Consider the following 16,020-nt stretch of genomic DNA (forward strand, 5'->3'; position numbering starts at 1 on the left):
GTTTACACCGCGTTGCGTCAGCTTTTCAACGAAGCGTGACCGTTCCCCCGGCTCCGCAGGGTTGACCCGGGTGCATGGATCGGCCGTCGCGACTGGCCGAGGCTTCGCGATGGTTGTTGCGAATCAGTTCGGGCTCTCCTAGCCTCGTGCTCCTGTCGCGCTCGCACCAGGGAGGGAGCTGCATGATCGCTGTGTTTGCCACCCTCCGAGCAGGACTCGTCGGCGCCCCCGCGCGGGTCGGCTAGCCGCTTCCCGCTCTCGCCCGGCCCTGCCGCCCGGCGTCTCTGAACCCGATCCTGCCTGATCTCGCCGGCGCGCATCGTTCGCGATGGGAAGCGGCGTCACCCGGAGCCGACGCTCGCCCGCGTCGGGCACTCGCATGTCTCTGTCGTCTCCCCGGAAGGCGGACACGGTCCGTCGCGTCCTGGCCTTCGTCGTCCGCAGCTGGCGCAGGCGCTGGCTCCTCGTCGCCGGTCTCACCGGCGCGATCACGCTCGCCACCCTGGCGGAGGTGCTGCTGCCGCTCTTCGCGGGCCGCTTGGTCGACGCGCTCTCCGGGAGCGACCGACGCGCGGCGCTGGACGCGGCCTGGCCGGCCTTCCTGGCGATGACCGGGCTCGGCCTCGCCACCGCGCTGCTGCGGCACGTCGCCTGGAGCCTCGTGGTGCCGCTCTCCCTGCGCACCATGAGCGACATCGTCGGCAACGGCTTCGCCCGGGTCCAGCGCTTCTCGACCGAGTGGCACGCCAACACCTTCTCGGGCTCCACCGTCCGGAAGATCTCCCGCGGCATGTGGGCGATCGACGGGCTCAACGACACGCTGCTGCTGTCGCTCCTGCCCGCGCTCGTCGTCCTCGTGGGCACGGCCCTGGTCCTCGGCCTGCACTGGCCGGCCCTCGGCGCGACGGTCGCGATCGGCGCGGGCGCCTATGTCGGCGCGACCGCGCTGCTCGCGACCCGCGTCATCGCGCCCGCGGCCGCGCTCTCGAACGCCCTCGACACCCGCCTCGGCGGCGCGCTGAGCGACGCGATCGGCAACAACGCCGTCGTCAAGGCCTTCGGCGCCGAGGCGCGGGAGGAGGCGCGGCTCGGCCGCCTGCTGGCGAAGTGGCAGCGGCGGACCCGGCGCACGTGGATGATCGTCACCTGGGGCGGCACCGGCCAGCTCGGGCTGCTGCTCGTCCTGCGCACCGCCATCGTCGCCATCGCCCTGTGGCTGTGGTGGCGGGAGCGGGCGAGCCCGGGTGACGTCGCCTACGTCCTGACCGCGACCTTCGTGGTGCACGGCTACCTCCGCGACATCGGCGGCCACATCAACCACCTGCAGCGGGCCATCAACGAGATGGAGGAGCTGGTCGCCCTGGAGGCCGAACCCGTCGGCGTCGCCGACCGGCCCGGCGCGGTCCCGCTCGCGGTCGCGGGCGGGGCGATCCGGTTCGAGACCGTGCGCTTCCACTACGGCGACCACACGCGGCCCCTCTACAACGGGCTGACCGTGACGATTCCGGCCGGCCAGCGCGTCGGGCTGGTGGGGCGCTCGGGCTCCGGCAAGACGACCTTCGTCAAGCTGATCCAGCGGCTCTACGACGTGTCGGGCGGGCGCGTGACGATCGACGGGCAGGACGTGGCGTCGGCGAGCCAGGCGAGCCTGCGCGCGCAGGTCGCCATCGTGCCCCAGGAGCCGGTGCTGTTCCACCGCTCCCTGGCCGAGAACATCGCCTACGCCCGGCCCGGCGCCTCGGCGCAGGAGATCGAGCGGGCGGCGCGCCTCGCCAACGCGCACGACTTCATCGCGCGGCTGCCGAAGGGCTACGCGACGCTGGTGGGCGAGCGCGGGGTCAAGCTGTCGGGCGGCGAGCGCCAGCGGGTGGCGCTCGCCCGCGCCTTCCTGGCGGACGCGCCGATCCTGATCCTCGACGAGGCGACCTCGAGCCTGGATTCCGAGTCCGAAGCTCTGGTGCAGGAGGCCATGGCGCGGCTGATGCGCGGGCGAACCGCCATCGTCATCGCCCACCGCCTGTCCACGGTGCGGGCCCTCGACCGGATCCTCGTCTTCGACCGCGGTCGCATCGTCGAGGACGGGCCTCACGCCGCCCTGCTGCGCCGCCCGAACGGGGCGTACCGCGCCCTGTTCGAGCGGCAAGCCGACCTCGCGGAGAGCGCGTGAGGATCCTGTTCGTCTGCGGCCGGGCGCGCGCCCGCAGCCCGACCGCGGAACAGATCTTCGCGCGGCTGCCCGGCATCGAGACCGCCAGCGCGGGGGTGTCGCCCGACGCCGACGAGCCGGTGGACGCCGATCATCTCGCCTGGGCGGAGATCGTCGTCGTCATGGAGCGCGCGCACCGGCGCAAGCTGATGCGCCGCTTCGGGGCCGCCCTGCGCGGGACCCGCCTCGTCTGCCTCGACATCCCCGACGTGCACGACTTCATGGCGCCGGCGCTGGTGGCGCTGCTCGACGCGCGCGCCGGCCGCTTCCTGCCGCGCTGAGACCCGCCACGCCCGGCGGCGCATTGCCGTTCTTTAATCTTCCGGTCATGCGACCAAATGGTGGCTGATCTATTATCTAAACACGGAATGAATGAGGCCAATGCAGACGAAGGCCTTATCTCCGGCACTAGAGGGAGATATTACTATGTCCTATCGCAAATCTATGGCTGCGGCTCTCGTGCTCACCACAATCCTCGGTGGAACCGCCTACGCGGCGGAGCAGGCCGCCCAGACCAACGGCACGCAGATCAGCGCGAGCCAGGCGGCGGTCGACAAGGATGTCGGCAAGCTCTCGAAGGACGGCGCACAGGGCTTCAGAGATCTCCAGCTCACCCGCCTCGCGATCTTCGAGGCCAATCCCGGCCAGGCCAAGGACATGATCGCCAAGGCGCAGGCCGCCTTCGCCAAGGCCAAGACCGACGACGCGGTCTTCACCAAGGCCGAGGCCGACCTCAAGTCGCCGGCCGACATGGCCGCCCACAAGGCGACTGCGCCGAGCGACAAGGCCGACACCAAGGCCGATACCAAGACGGCCTCCAAGGAGCAGGTGGCCTGGGTCCCGGTCGACGCGCAGCTGACCCTCGGCGACGACTTCGTGGCCACGCCCGCCAAGGCCTCCGCGGTGACCGAGGCGAACAAGAACCTCGCTCAGGGCGACCAGAAGGGGGCCCTGGAGAAGCTCAAGCTCGCCCATGTCGACGTCAACTTCACCATGGCGGTCCTGCCCCTGAACAAGACCATCGCCGACGTCGATCAGGCCGCGACGCTGATCAATCAGGGCAAGTATTACGAGGCCAACGCCGCCCTGAAGTCGGCCCAGGACAACATGCGCTTCGACGTGATCGACGCGATCGCGGTGCCCCAGAAGGCGGCCGCCGCGACGGCCGACAAGGGCGCGCCGCAGGCCACCGGCACGACGGCGGGTGCCAAGACCAGCAAGTGACCGACCGCCGACGACGGCCGCGCCTGACGGATCTAAGGCGCGGCCCGGTCGGCGCACCGGAGGGAGGGTCGCGTGCGGCGATTCTGGATCTCGACCATCCTGGGACTCGAACTGCTCCTCGGCGGGACCCTGGCGGCCTCCGCCCGGACGGCGGGGGTTCCGGACTTCAACATCCGGGCGATCTGCGCGCCGGAGCACCGGGCGGGATCCACCGCCGTCGACCGGGCGGGCTACCGCGGCTGCCTCTCCGACGAGGCCGCCGCGCGGCGCACCCTGATCAAGCGCTGGGCGACGTTCGACGTGGCGGAGCGCCGAACCTGCGCGACGGAGAGCCAGATCGGCGGCACCCCGTCCTACGTGGCGATGCTGACCTGCGTGCAGCTCGGAAGCGACGCCCTGCCGATCAACCCGTCGGGCCAGCCCTGAGATGAGATCATCCGCGCGACGGATCGCACGCACGTGATCCGCGCATGAGGAACCGGCGGCATCGCCAAGACGTCCTGCAATGTCGATTGAGTGGAGGAGGCATCATGTTCAAGACTACGGCGCGCGCTGCTCTTTGCCTGGCCTGTCTCTGGTCGGTCACGCCGGCCCTGGCGGCCCCGAAGGAGATGCCCCAGGGCAAGCGTGACGAGATGTCGATGAATGACACCAAGCACGAAGTGGTGATGCAGCGGAAGGAGAATAAGGAAGCCAACAAGAACGTCGACAGCCTCATCACGAACCGCAAGTGAGCGCGCGCGCCGACGACTGATCGATCGTACGTCCGAGCGGGGTGCCGGACGCGGCGCCCCGCTCCCGGCGGTCCCGGGCCCGGCCCGGGGCCGTAAGCGCGCGTCGGCCCGTCACCGTGGGACCCGCGCAGTCTTCGCGTGGTCGGGGACCGGACAATGGCTTAGGAACGGGGTCCGGGCGCGCGACGCCGCCGCAGGAGCCACCGCCATGCCGGGTCGGACACCGCCGTGACGGCCTACAGCGTGCGCGCCCGGCTGCTCGCGCTCTGGGTCCTGCTGGTCGCCTCCGCGGCCGCCACCGCCTACCTGATGCTCGGCGTCTACGACCAGTCGACGGGCGTCCAGGTGGCGCAGGCCGATCTCGCGGTCGGGCGGGCCTGCCGCGAGATCATCGACCGGTACGCCGCTCTGGTCCGAGCCCGCGGCCCGAGGATCGCGGAGGCCGATCTCGTCGGCACCGTGTCGGCCGCGCTGACGCGCTTCCCGGGGATCGAGGGCGGGATCTGGAGCACCGCGCGCGGGTCGGTGGCTTACGCCTATCCGACCTACGAGGGATCCGGGCCGAAGACCGACTTTCCGGCGGCCGAGCGCGACGCCATCGCGGCGCTGAACGCGCAGGCCCTGCGGGTCGACCACGCGGCCTCGGAGCGGCGGCCGAGCCGGACCCAGGTTCTCATGCTCCAGGCCTGCCCGCTGCACGGGCCGGAGGCCGGCCTGACCGCGTGGTCGATGACGCGCGCGCACGTGAACGACGGCCCCACCTACACGCGCTTGCTCGCGGGCCTCGGCTTCCTCGCCGCCACGGTGCTCGGATCGGCCGCGTTCCTGAGCTGGTTCCTGTACGGGTTCTCGGGGCGGATCGCCCGGCTCGAGGCCGCGCTCGCCGCGCCGCGCCCGGACGGCCAGGACCTGCCCCATCTCGACCGCACCGGCGAGCGCGAGCTCGACCGGCTGGTCGACGCCCTCAACGCCGCCGGCGGGCGGCTGCGGGAGGCGCAGGCCCGGATCGTGGCGACCGAGCGCCTCGCCGCCGTCGGCCGTCTGGCGGCGAGCATCGCCCACGAGATCCGCAATCCCATCGCGGCGATGCGGCTGAAGGCCGAGAACGCCCTGGTCAGCGGCGATCCGCACCGCGCCGCCGTCGCCCTCGAGACCGTTCTCGGCCAGATCGCCCGGGTCGACACGCTGCTGCGCGACCTCCTCAACCTGACGCAGGCGCGGCCGCTCAACCGGATGCCCACACCCGTGGCACCACTCCTGGCCGAGTGCGCGGGCCTGCACGAGGACCTGGCGCGCGCGCGCGCGGTCCGGATCGCGGTCGAGGCCGACGGGCTGCCCGCCGCGGACCACCCGCATCTCGACCGGGCACAGGTCGCCCGCGCCGTCGACAACCTGCTGCTGAACGCCCTGCAGCACGCGCCGCCGGGCGGGCGGGTCCGCCTCGGCGCCGAGCGGGTGACGGTCGACGGCGCGCTGCGGCTGCGCCTCAGCGTCGCCGACACCGGCGCCGGGGTCGACCCGGCGATCCGCACCAGCCTGTTCGAGCCCTTCGTCACCGGCCGGCCCGACGGGACCGGCCTGGGGCTCGCGATCGTGCGCGAGATCGCCCTGGCGCATCGGGGCGAGGCGAGGCTGGTCGAGGGCGCGCCGGAGACCACCTTTGTCCTGGATCTGCCATGGCAACCATCCTGATCGTCGACGACGACAGAGCCCTGCGCGACGGGCTCGCCGAGACGGTGACCGATCTCGGGCACACCGCGCTCCCGGTCGCCTCCGGCTCGGAGGCGCTGGCGCGGCTGGGCGAGGGTCCGGTGGCGGCGGTGCTCCTCGACCTGCGCATGCCCGGAGACCTCGACGGCATGGCCACGCTGGAGCGGATCCGGGCCCTGCCGGAACCGCCGCCCGTCACGGTCCTGACGGCCTTCGCGAGTCCGGCCAACACGATCGAGGCGATGCGCCTCGGGGCGCACGACCACCTGACCAAGCCGATCGGCCGGGCCGACCTCGCCGCCGTCCTCGACGCGATGCTGCGCGACGCCCGCTCCGATCCCGTCGGCGCCGCGCCGCCGCCGGACCATCCGGTCCTGATCGGGTCGAGCGCGGGCATGCGGAAGGTCCAGAAGACCATCGGTCTCGTCGCCGACAACGCGTCCACGATTCTGGTCCAGGGCGAGACCGGCACCGGCAAGGAGGAGGTCGCCCGGGCCCTGCACGCCTTCTCGCGGCGGCGCGCGCGGCCGTTCGTTCCGGTGAACTGCGCGGCGATCCCGGCCGAGGCTCTGGAGAGCGAGCTGTTCGGCCACGTGCGGGGCGCCTTCGCGGCCGCGACCGCCGACCGCGCGGGCGCCTTCCACGAGGCCCAGGGCGGCACCCTGTTCCTGGACGAGATCGGCGACATGCCGGCGGCGATGCAGGCGAAGATCCTGCGGGTGATCCAGGACGGCGTCGTGACCCCGCTGGGGGGCCGCCCTGCCCGGGTCGATGTCCGCCTCGTGGCGGCGACGCATCGCGACCTGCCGGCGCTCGTCGCCGCGGGCGGGTTCCGCGCCGACCTGTACTACCGTCTGAACGTCGTTCCGATCACCCTGCCGCCCCTGCGCGAGCGCCTGGCCGACATCGTGCCGCTCGCCGAGCACTTCCTGGTCCCTTCGGGCAAGCGCCTGAGCGGCGGGGCTGCCTCGCGCCTGCTCGCCTACGAGTGGCCCGGCAATGTCCGCGAGCTGCGCAACGTCGTGGAGCGCGCCGCCATGCTGGTGCGCGGCGGCGTGATCGCGGCCGAGGCCATCGATCTGCCGACCGCGCGACCCGACCGCCGCGGCGAGGACGGCGCGGCCGACTGGCTCGCCGGCGACCTGCCCGGGGCCGTGGCCCGCCTGGAGCGCACCATGATCGCGGCCGCGCTCCGCGAGGCCGACGGCAACCGTGCCCGGGCCGCCCGCCGGCTCGGCATCCAGCGGCAGCTCCTCTACGCCAAGATCGAGCGCTACGGCCTCGGCGCGCCGGGCACCGACCTGTCGGAAGAGACGACAGACACTGTCGGGAATCCCGACGCTTCGGCGGGCACCGACACGGCCTGAGGCCCGTGCGGGCCGGAGAACCGTTCACATCCCGCGTGAGGCCCGCGCCGCGCGGGAACCGATGGCGCGCGCGGGCGTCGAGCCCCGCGTGCGACGGCGCGGCCCGGATCGGGGCAGCGCCGTCCGTCGGTCGGGGGATCGCGGCAGGATGAACAGCATCGAGACGGGCGCCCGCGGCGCCGGCGGCCGGACACCCTCGGCCAAGGCCCTGCGCGGCCTCGACGCGCTCAACTTCTTCCTCGCCGACGTGCGCGACGGCCTCGGCCCCTACCTCGCCATCTACCTGATCGCCGTGCGCGGCCCGGACCAGGGCTGGAACGAGGCCACGACCGGCCTCGTGATGACCATCGCGGGCATCCTCGGCCTCGTGGCGCAGACGCCCGCCGGCGCGCTGATCGACGCCACCAACCACAAGCGCGCGGTGGTGATCGGCGGCGCCATCGCGGTGACGGCCAGCTGCCTCGTCCTGCCGTTCATCACGAACTTCTACCTCGTCACCGCCACCCAATCGATCGCCCACGTCGCCGGGACGATCTTCCCGCCGGCGCTGGCCGCGATCACGCTCGGCCTCGTCGGGCCGAAGATGTTCGCCAAGCGGATCGGCCGGAACGAGGGCTTCAACCACGCCGGCAACGCGGTCTCCGCCGCCCTGGCGGGCGGGCTCGCCTACTTCTTCGGGCCGGTGGTCGTGTTCTGGCTGATGGGCATCCTGGCGGCGCTGTCGATCGGCGCCATGCTGATGGTGCCGGCCGACGCCATCGACAACGACCTCGCCCGCGGCATGACCGAGGCGGAGGAGCAGGCGCAGGAGAAGCCCTCCGGCCTCGCCACGCTCCTGCAGAACCGGGCGCTGCTGATCTTCGCGGTGCTCTGCGCGATCTTCCACCTCGCCAACGCGGCGATGCTGACCTCGGTGGGCCAGCTCCTGACGCACGTCTCGGGCAAGGACCACGCGACCTCGCTGATCGCGGTCTGCATCGTGGCGGCGCAGTGCGTGATGGTGCCGGTGGCGATCTTCGTGGGCGCGAAGGCCGACGTGATCGGGCGCAAGCCGATCTTCCTCACCGCCTTCGGCATCCTGGCGCTGCGCGGCGTCCTCTACACGCTGTCGGACAACCCGTTCTGGCTGGTGGGCGTCCAGCTCCTCGACGGAATCGGCGCCGGCGTCTACGGCGCGCTGTTCCCGATCGTGGTCGCGGACCTGACCCGCGGCGGCGGCCGGTTCAACGCCGCCCAGGGCGCCGTGGCGACGGCCCAGGGCATCGGCGCCTCCCTGAGCGCGACGCTGGCCGGCGTGATCATCGTGTCGGCGGGCTACGCCACCGCCTTCCTGGCGCTGGCGGCCATCGCGGCGCTCGGCTTCGTCCTCTACTTCGCGCTGATGCCCGAGACCCGCGACGCGGTGGGCGCGGGCAGCGAGCCCGAGAGCGGCGCCGGCATGCCGCCGGCCGTGCCGGCGAGCGCCTGAGCGCCGCGATCGGATCCGGAGGCCGGGCTCAGGACGCGGCGGCCAGCTCCGGCGCGGCCTGGCTCGCCACGGATTCGCCTGACCCGCGTTGGCCCGGCAGGGTCGCCTCCGGCGGGGCCTTCCGCGAGACGTAGTAGATGTCGACGGCGCGCCAGAACGCGCCCTGCTCCTCCGTCGAGCGGCGCGCGAGGGAGGTCTCGAGGATCGACATCGCGGCCCGCGCGGGCTCGCTCCGCTCGAGTTCCTCGAGCAGGCCGGCGAGATGCAGCATGGGATCTATCTCCGAGCGGACAGCAACCCCCATCAACGCCCGAGCTTGCGTAACGATCCGTCGCGCCCTGCACGTCGGCGCCCTGCATGATCCTTGCCTCGGGCCGGGGCGCGGCTACCATCCCCGCGTCGAGTCCGACTCGCTCTCCCGTCAACCGTCGAGGATCTCCGATGTTCTCCTGCCGAAGCGGCGCGGCTCTTCCCCTGCGCGGAGCGGTCTTCGCCCTGGCCCTGGCCAGCGGATTCGGGGCGGCGCCCCTCGTCGCCCGCGAGATGCCCGAGGCCGGCACGGCCGCCGCGGCGAAGAAGCCGAACGTCGTGATCCTCGCCACCGGCGGGACGATCGCGGGCGCCGGCGCCGACGCCGCGAACAGCGCCACCTACACGGCCGCCAAGGTGCCGGTCGACAAGCTGATCGCCGCCGTGCCGCAGGTGAACACCATCGCCAACGTCCGCGGCGAGCAGGTCTTCCAGATCGCCTCCGAGAGCTTCACCGACGCCCAGCTGGTCCAGCTCGGCAAGCGTGTGTCCCAGCTCCTGAAGCAGGACGACGTCGACGGGATCGTCGTCACGCACGGGACCGACACGCTGGAGGAGACCGCGTTCTTCCTCGACCTCGTGGTGAAAAGCGACAAGCCGATCGTGGTGGTCGGCTCGATGCGGCCGGGCACGGCGATCTCGGCCGACGGCGCCCTCAACCTGCTCGACGCCGTCACGGTCGCCGCCAGCAAGGAGGCGATCGGCCAGGGCGTCACCGTGACGATGAACGACTACATCCAGTGCGGCCGCGACGTGAACAAGCGGACCAACATCGTGCCCAGCGCCTTCTACAGCCAGTGGGGACCGCTCGGCATGGTGGTCGAGGGCAAGACCTACTTCTTCCGCTCGCTGACGAAGCGGCACAACATGAGCTCCGAGTTCGACATCGACCAGATCGACAGCCTGCCGCTGGTCGGCATCGTCTACGGCTCGGGCAACATGATCCCGGGCGTCTACGACGCCGAGCTCCAGGCCGGCGCCAAGGCGATCGTCAACGCCGGCACCGGCAACGGCTCGGTCCCCGGCTACCTCGTCGACAAGCTGAAGGAGATCCGCTCCAAGGGCGCCATCGTGATCCGCTCGTCGCGGGTGCCGGACGGCTTCGTCCTGCGCAACGCCGAGCAGCCCGACGACAAGTACGATTGGGTGGTCGCCCACGACCTGAACCCCGCCAAGGCCAAGATCCTGGCGGCCGTGGCGCTCACCAAGACCAGCGACACCAAGGAGCTGCAGCGCATCTTCTGGGAGTATTGAGGCCAGGGACGTGCTGGGTCTCTGAGGTTCGACCTCATCCCGCAGCATGCCTCGAACGAGCGCTTCGAGGCGTGGCGACGTCGGGCGTCCGGGCAAAGGCGGGCGGTCACCGTCTTTGCGGGCGCGGCGAAGCACTCCAGGGTCGCGCTGCCCTGGGTCACTTCGCTCCGCTCGTGATGACGATGCGGGCGGCATCGGTCGAACGTGACAGCGACCGCGGCCTCGGACTTGGGGTTTCCTGAGCCGGCGGGCAGACCTCATGTCAGCGTCGGCGCCCGCCCCGGGTTACATCCCGCGGCGCACCCCTTAGATACCGGCCACCGACGCGGGCGCGCGGCCGATCCCGACTCGCGGCCTCGGCCGCGCGCCCGTCGGCACCGAGCCTGGAGGAACGAGCATGACCGAGCTTCATTCCGAGGTCGCGGCGGTCACCGAGCGCGTCGTGGCGCGCTCCCGCGAGACCCGGCGCGCCTATCTCGACCTGATCGCCCGCGAGCGCGAGGCGGGGGTCCGGCGCGGGAAGCTCGCCTGCGGCAACCTCGCCCACGGCTTCGCGGCCTCCGGCGAGGACAAGGCGGCGATCCGCGACGAGCGGACGGTGATGAACATCGGCATCGTCACCGCCTACAACGACATGCTCTCGGCCCATCAGCCGTACGGGCGCTACCCGGAGCAGATCAAGCTGTTCGCCCGGGAGCGCGGCGCCACCGCGCAGGTCGCGGGCGGCACGCCGGCCATGTGCGACGGCGTCACGCAGGGGCAGAGCGGCATGGAGCTGTCGCTGTTCTCCCGGGACACGATCGCGCTCTCCACCGCGGTCGCGCTGAGCCACGGCATGTTCGACGGCGCGGCGCTGCTCGGCATCTGCGACAAGATCGTGCCGGGCCTGCTGATCGGGGCGCTCCGCTTCGGCCACCTGCCGACGATCCTGATCCCGGCCGGGCCCATGCCGTCGGGCCTCGCCAACAAGGAGAAGCAGCGGATCCGCCAGCTCTACGCCGAGGGCAAGGTCGGCCGGGCGGAGCTGCTCGAATCCGAGTCCGCCTCCTACCACGCGGCCGGGACCTGCACGTTCTACGGCACGGCCAACTCCAACCAGATGATGATGGACATGATGGGCCTGCACATGCCGGGCGCGTCCTTCATCAACCCCGGCACCAAGCTGCGCCAGGCCGTGACCCGGGCGGCGATCCACCGGCTCACCGAGATCGGCGGCGCCGGCAACGACTACCGGCCGCTCGGCCTCTGCGTCGACGAGAAGGCGATCGTCAACGCCGCGGTCGGCCTGCTCGCAACGGGCGGATCCACCAACCACGCGATCCACCTGCCGGCCATCGCGCGCGCGGCCGGCATCGTCATCGACTGGGAAGATATCGACCGGCTCTCCAGCGCCGTGCCGCTGATCGCCCGCGTCTACCCGAACGGCGCCGGCGACGTGAACCACTTCCACGCCGCGGGCGGCATGAGCTTCGTGATGGCGGCCCTGCTCGACGCGGGCCTCCTGCACGACGACATCCTGACCGTGTCGGGCCAGACGCTGCGCGACCACGCCCGCGACCCGAAGCTCGACGGCGAGGAGCTGGTCTTCGAGGACGCCGTGCCGGAGAGCCTGGACGACACGATGCTGCGCCGGCCCGGCAACCCGTTCCAGCCCGACGGCGGCATGCGGCTCGTGAAGGGCAATCTCGGCCGGGCGACGTTCAAGACCAGCGCCGTCGAGGAGCATCGCCGCACCATCGAGGCCCCGGCCCGGGTCTTCTCCGATCAGGACGAGGTGCTGAAGGCGTTCAAGGCCGGTGAGCTGGAGCGCGACGTCGTGGTCGTGGTCCGGTTCCAGGGCCCGAAGGCGAACGGCATGCCGGAGCTCCACAAGCTCACGCCGCCGCTCGGCGTGCTGCAGGACCGCGGCCACAAGGTCGCCCTGGTGACGGACGGGCGGATGTCGGGCGCGTCCGGCAAGGTGCCGGCCGCCATCCACCTGAGCCCCGAGGCGCTCGGCGGCGGCCCGATCGGGCGGATCCGCGACGGCGACATCGTCCGCCTCAGCGCGGCCGACGGGCTGCTGGAGGTGCTGGTCGACGAGGCGGAACTCGCGGGCCGCCCCGAGGCCGAGGCGCCGGAGCCGGCGCAGGGCACCGGGCGGGAGCTGTTCGCGTTCATGCGCCAGGGGGCCGACACGGCGGAGCGGGGCGCCTCGGCGATGCTCGCCGCCGCCGGCCTCTGAAACCGAGAGGGAGTTGCCGACCATGAACGATCTGACCAGCATCGACGCGCTGATGCGCTCCGTGCCCGTCATTCCGGTCCTGGTGATCGACGACGCGGCGCAGGCGCGGCCCATCGCCGAGGCCCTGGTGAAGGGCGGCCTGACCGCCCTGGAGGTCACCCTGCGGACCCCGGCCGCCCTCGATGTCATCCGGGAGATGACCCGGGTCGAGGGCGCGGTGGTGGGCGCCGGGACGGTGCTCAACCCGCGCGATCTCGAGAAGGCCCTGGCGGCGGGGGCCGAGTTCATCGTCTCGCCGGGCCTCACCGAGCCGCTGACCGACGCCGCCAAGGCCAACGGCGTGCCCTACCTGCCCGGCGTCGCGACGGCGGCCGACATCATGCGCGGCCTCGACCACGGGCTCGACCGGTTCAAGTTCTTCCCGGCGGAGGCCGCGGGCGGGATCAAGGCGCTGAAGGCGCACGCGGCGGTGTTCGGCGTGGTGCGGTTCTGCCCGACGGGCGGGATCACCGAGCTGAGCGCCCCGGACTGGTTGTCGATCCCGTCCGTGCTCTGCGTCGGCGGCAGCTGGGTGGTGAAGCCCGGCACGCCGGATCCGGCGGCGATCGAGCGGGCGGCCCGGGCCGCCGCGGGGTTGCGCAAGGCGTAAGCCCCGCAACCGACGTCCTTGCGAGCGAAGCGAAGCAATCCAGGGTCGCGCCACATCTCTAGGATGTCGCGCTGCCCTGGGTCACTTCGCTGCGCTCGTGATGACGGAGAGGGCGCGGCCCCGCCCCGCAGAGCGGTGGGAGCTGTTGCAGCCCCTCACTCCGCCGGCAGCGGCTGCCTCTGCACCCGCGGGACGAAGACACCGCTCTCCGGCTCGAGCGCGATGCGCCGGTCGTGGAAGGCGTCCAGCGTCGAGCGGTGACCGATCGACACGATCGTCGTGCCGGGGAGCTGCTCGCGCAGCATCCGGTAGAGGGCGGCCTCGGAGGGCTCGTCGAGGGAGGCCGTCGCCTCGTCGAGGAACAGCCATTCGGGCTTGGCCAGCAGCGCGCGGGCGATGGCCAGCCGCTGCTGCTCGCCGCCCGACAGGCGCCGCTCCCAGGTGTCGCTCTCGTCGAGATGGTCGACGAGGTGGGGGAGCTGGGCGGCCGTCAGGGCGTCCCGGATCGCCGCGTCCGAGAACTGGTCGGTGGTGTTCGGGTAGACAACGGCGCCGCGCAGGGTCCCCTGCGGAATGTAGGGCCGCTGCGGCAGAAGCAGGGCCGACTGCCCGGCGGGCACGTCGACCCGGCCCTTGCCGAACGGCCAGATCCCCGCGATCGCCCGGAACAGGGTCGACTTGCCCGAGCCGGAGGGGCCCGTGACCAGGGTCGCGCCGCCGCGCGGCAGGGTCAGCGCGTCGGCGGTGACGATCGGCTTCCCGTTCGGCAGGGCGAGGACGAGGCCGCGCGCGGTGACGTCGCCGGTGCTCTCGTTCCCCTGGACGAGGCCGTAGCCCGCCGCCTCCAGCGCCTCGGCCTTCGTCATGGCCCTTCGGAACGAGCCGAGACGGATGGTATTGGCCTTGTAGGCCGCCAGCGTCGTGTACGAGTCCACGAAGAACGACAGCGAGCTCTGCACCTGGCTGAAGGCCTGGGACGTCTGCTGGAGCGCGCCCAGCGTGATCTTCTTGGCGAAGAAGGACGGGGCCGCCAGCACCATCGGGAAGATGACGCTCGCCTGCCGGTAGCTGAACGTGAAGGCGATCAGCTTGATGCGGCGGAAGATGATCCCGACGTAGTTGTCGATCACGCTGTGGAACAGGCTCGAGAGCCGCGAGGCCTCCGCCCGCTCGCCGCGCAGCAGGGCGATCTGCTCGGAGTAGATGCGGTTCCGGGCCAGCGCGAAGCGGAAATTCGCCTCGACCTGCTCCTGCCGGAAGTCCAGCCCGATGAGCGGCCGGCCGATCAGGTGGGTGAGCCACGTGCCGACCACCGCGTAGGCGATCACCAGCCAGACCAGGAAGCCCGGGATCACCGTGTCGGTGAACGGCACGACGAAGTCGCGCGACAGGGTCCAGAGGATCACGATGAACGAGACGAGCTGCGCGGCCTGGCTGAGGAGCCGGATCGACAGCGTCGTGGTCTGCACGATGAAGCTGTTGACGTCGGCCTGGATGCGCTGGTCCGGGTTGTCCGCCTCCTCGTCGGTGAACGGGATCCGGTAATGCGTGCCGTTGCCGAGCCAGCGCTCGTACAGGCTGTGGGTCAGCCACGTGCGCCAGCGGATGAGCAGCGAGGAATCGACGAACAGGTCGAACATGCCGATGGCGATGTTCAGCGTGGCCAGCGGCACGAACACCCAGAGCAGCTGGTACCAGAACGCGTTCGCGTCGTATTCCTGGAGCGAGTTGTAGATGTCGCGGTAGAAGAAGTTGAACCGCAGCGTCAGCGCCACGTCGGCGAAGTTCACGAAGATCGACAGCGCCACGAGGTTGCGGCCGATCCGGCCCTCGGTGGTGCCGAACCAGCGGAACAGGCCGATCTCCTTGGTCGGCTTGTCGCGATTGGCGAAGTACGGGTCGGCGATGTTGGTGATCGCGCGGATCGGCTCGAGATGCGAGATGCCGAGTACGATGGCAGCGAAGACCACCGCGCCGGTGGCGGCGAAGGCCGGCGGGAGCAGCGCGGCGATCACCGGCGGCAGCAGCCCCATGGCGGCGATCGTCTTCGATCCGGCGAGCAGCAGGTAACCGACGCCGTAGACCGAGACGAAGACTTTCAGGTAGGCCGAGATGCCGTTCGAGGCGATCAGGATGCCCGCCATGGCGAAGCCGGCGAGGGAGACGTAGAGCGGCGGGCTCGGGATTCCGGGAAACGCCAGCAGGATCAGCGCGGCCAGGGCCGTGAGCACGGCCTGGATGCCCAGTCCGGTCCTGAGTGCTGCCACCGTCGATCCCCCATCCGTGCGCGCCCGCCCGGGGCGCCGCCGGCGGCCTTGGCCCCGGCAGATGGCCAGATAGTGGCACTCGGCCCGCGCTGTCGCGTGAAACTTTGGTCACGTTCCGGCGGTGCGGCGATTTACGCGGGCGCCGCGGCTACCAGTTCCACTCCTCGAAGCCGGGCTCGCGGCAATGGTAGCCGATCGGGCATTGCGGGTTGTCGCGCGTCGGGGCGAAGCGCAGCTCGGCGATCTCCGCGCCGCTGCACTGGCCGGGATTGCTGACGAACCGCTCCGGCGCCGCCCCGGCGGCGATGATCACGTCGCCCTCGTTCTTCACCAGGGCCATCGCCTCGGAGCAGGTCATGCGGGCCGTCATCGAGCCGCGCGGCGGCCGCGACTGCGCACGGGCCTCGACCCCGGCCGCGACGGCGGCGAGGTGGGCGAACAGCAGAGCGAGGGCCAACGGCCTCATCGGGCACGGGTTCCGGTACGCACCCGGGAAGAAAGCCCGCGGGTCTGGCGCCATCCTGCACAAGCGGGCCGCCCCAGACTGTCACCGGAATGCGCCACCGGGCCGCTTTCGCCGTCGGACCGCCGCAATCGGCGGATTAGGA

General features: G+C 71.8%; 14 protein-coding genes. 11 read left to right on the forward strand and 3 right to left on the reverse strand.

The window, feature by feature from the left end; translation table 11 throughout:
• Positions 1-379 precede the first annotated feature (379 nt).
• The 8 genes from ACLBYB_RS13210 (at position 380) to ACLBYB_RS13245 (ending at position 8,709) form a co-directional block, all read left to right on the forward strand.
• A complete protein-coding gene (locus ACLBYB_RS13210; protein WP_447699038.1) occupies positions 380-2,167 on the forward strand; it encodes an ABC transporter ATP-binding protein in 1,788 nt (595 codons plus the stop codon).
• Complete coding sequence (locus tag ACLBYB_RS13215) at positions 2,164-2,487, forward strand: low molecular weight protein tyrosine phosphatase family protein (RefSeq protein WP_020093004.1); 324 nt, start codon at positions 2,164-2,166, stop codon at positions 2,485-2,487. The genes ACLBYB_RS13210 and ACLBYB_RS13215 overlap by 4 nt, the downstream gene beginning before the upstream one ends.
• Before the next feature lie 145 nt (positions 2,488-2,632).
• On the forward strand, positions 2,633-3,430 hold the full coding sequence (locus ACLBYB_RS13220; RefSeq protein ID WP_447699039.1) for a YfdX family protein: 798 nt from the start codon (positions 2,633-2,635) through the stop codon (positions 3,428-3,430).
• 72 nt (positions 3,431-3,502) lie between these two features.
• Positions 3,503-3,856 carry a hypothetical protein gene (locus ACLBYB_RS13225; protein ID WP_447699040.1) on the forward strand — a complete coding sequence of 118 codons (354 nt, stop codon included), beginning with the start codon at positions 3,503-3,505 and terminating at the stop codon, positions 3,854-3,856.
• A 104-nt stretch (positions 3,857-3,960) separates the two neighbouring features.
• The gene (locus ACLBYB_RS13230) at positions 3,961-4,164 is read left to right on the forward strand and encodes a hypothetical protein (RefSeq protein WP_182178376.1); all 204 of its coding nucleotides are present in this window, start codon (positions 3,961-3,963) and stop codon (positions 4,162-4,164) included.
• 228 nt (positions 4,165-4,392) lie between these two features.
• On the forward strand, positions 4,393-5,856 hold the full coding sequence (locus ACLBYB_RS13235) for a sensor histidine kinase (protein WP_447699041.1): 1,464 nt from the start codon (positions 4,393-4,395) through the stop codon (positions 5,854-5,856).
• Positions 5,841-7,241: a sigma-54-dependent transcriptional regulator gene (locus tag ACLBYB_RS13240; RefSeq protein WP_103985217.1), complete on the forward strand. Its 1,401-nt coding sequence runs from the start codon at positions 5,841-5,843 to the stop codon at positions 7,239-7,241. The genes ACLBYB_RS13235 and ACLBYB_RS13240 overlap by 16 nt, the downstream gene beginning before the upstream one ends.
• Positions 7,242-7,389: 148 nt before the next feature.
• Entirely contained in the window at positions 7,390-8,709 is a 1,320-nt protein-coding gene (locus ACLBYB_RS13245) for an MFS transporter (protein WP_447699042.1), read from the forward strand.
• Between the two features lie 28 nt (positions 8,710-8,737).
• On the opposite strand, the gene ACLBYB_RS13250 is transcribed toward ACLBYB_RS13245, so the two are convergent.
• Complete coding sequence (locus ACLBYB_RS13250; RefSeq protein ID WP_447699043.1) at positions 8,738-8,980, reverse strand: hypothetical protein; 243 nt, start codon at positions 8,978-8,980, stop codon at positions 8,738-8,740.
• Between the two features lie 170 nt (positions 8,981-9,150).
• On the opposite strand from ACLBYB_RS13250, the gene ACLBYB_RS13255 reads away from it, so the two are divergent.
• From ACLBYB_RS13255 to eda, 3 genes are all read left to right on the forward strand, one after another.
• A complete protein-coding gene (locus tag ACLBYB_RS13255; protein WP_056533064.1) occupies positions 9,151-10,272 on the forward strand; it encodes an asparaginase in 1,122 nt (373 codons plus the stop codon).
• A gap of 397 nt (positions 10,273-10,669) precedes the next feature.
• On the forward strand, positions 10,670-12,496 hold the full coding sequence (edd, locus tag ACLBYB_RS13260; protein ID WP_447699044.1) for a phosphogluconate dehydratase: 1,827 nt from the start codon (positions 10,670-10,672) through the stop codon (positions 12,494-12,496).
• A 22-nt stretch (positions 12,497-12,518) separates the two neighbouring features.
• Positions 12,519-13,145 carry a bifunctional 4-hydroxy-2-oxoglutarate aldolase/2-dehydro-3-deoxy-phosphogluconate aldolase gene (eda, locus tag ACLBYB_RS13265; protein ID WP_447699045.1) on the forward strand — a complete coding sequence of 209 codons (627 nt, stop codon included), beginning with the start codon at positions 12,519-12,521 and terminating at the stop codon, positions 13,143-13,145.
• A 155-nt stretch (positions 13,146-13,300) separates the two neighbouring features.
• On the opposite strand, the gene ACLBYB_RS13270 is transcribed toward eda, so the two are convergent.
• Together ACLBYB_RS13270 and ACLBYB_RS13275 are read right to left on the reverse strand one after the other, a co-directional pair.
• Complete coding sequence (locus ACLBYB_RS13270) at positions 13,301-15,412, reverse strand: ABC transporter ATP-binding protein/permease (protein ID WP_091680454.1); 2,112 nt, start codon at positions 15,410-15,412, stop codon at positions 13,301-13,303.
• Between the two features lie 148 nt (positions 15,413-15,560).
• Complete coding sequence (locus tag ACLBYB_RS13275; RefSeq protein ID WP_026604902.1) at positions 15,561-15,878, reverse strand: hypothetical protein; 318 nt, start codon at positions 15,876-15,878, stop codon at positions 15,561-15,563.
• Positions 15,879-16,020: the final 142 nt, after the last annotated feature.

The sequence above is a fragment of the Methylobacterium sp. D54C genome, assembly GCF_053345595.1.

Bases quoted from the DNA above. Each gene is read 5' to 3' on its own strand.
- ACLBYB_RS13255 (WP_056533064.1), top strand. From the start codon at position 9,151: ATGTTCTCCTGCCGAAGCGGCGCGGCTCTTCCCCTGCGCGGAGCGGTC.
- edd (WP_447699044.1), top strand. From the start codon at position 10,670: ATGACCGAGCTTCATTCCGAGGTCGCGGCGGTCACCGAGCGCGTCGTG.
- ACLBYB_RS13275 (WP_026604902.1), bottom strand. From the start codon at position 15,878: ATGAGGCCGTTGGCCCTCGCTCTGCTGTTCGCCCACCTCGCCGCCGTC.
- ACLBYB_RS13230 (WP_182178376.1), top strand. From the start codon at position 3,961: ATGTTCAAGACTACGGCGCGCGCTGCTCTTTGCCTGGCCTGTCTCTGG.
- ACLBYB_RS13245 (WP_447699042.1), top strand. From the start codon at position 7,390: ATGAACAGCATCGAGACGGGCGCCCGCGGCGCCGGCGGCCGGACACCC.
- ACLBYB_RS13240 (WP_103985217.1), top strand. From the start codon at position 5,841: ATGGCAACCATCCTGATCGTCGACGACGACAGAGCCCTGCGCGACGGG.
- ACLBYB_RS13220 (WP_447699039.1), top strand. From the start codon at position 2,633: ATGTCCTATCGCAAATCTATGGCTGCGGCTCTCGTGCTCACCACAATC.
- ACLBYB_RS13210 (WP_447699038.1), top strand. From the start codon at position 380: ATGTCTCTGTCGTCTCCCCGGAAGGCGGACACGGTCCGTCGCGTCCTG.
- eda (WP_447699045.1), top strand. From the start codon at position 12,519: ATGAACGATCTGACCAGCATCGACGCGCTGATGCGCTCCGTGCCCGTC.
- ACLBYB_RS13250 (WP_447699043.1), bottom strand. From the start codon at position 8,980: ATGCTGCATCTCGCCGGCCTGCTCGAGGAACTCGAGCGGAGCGAGCCC.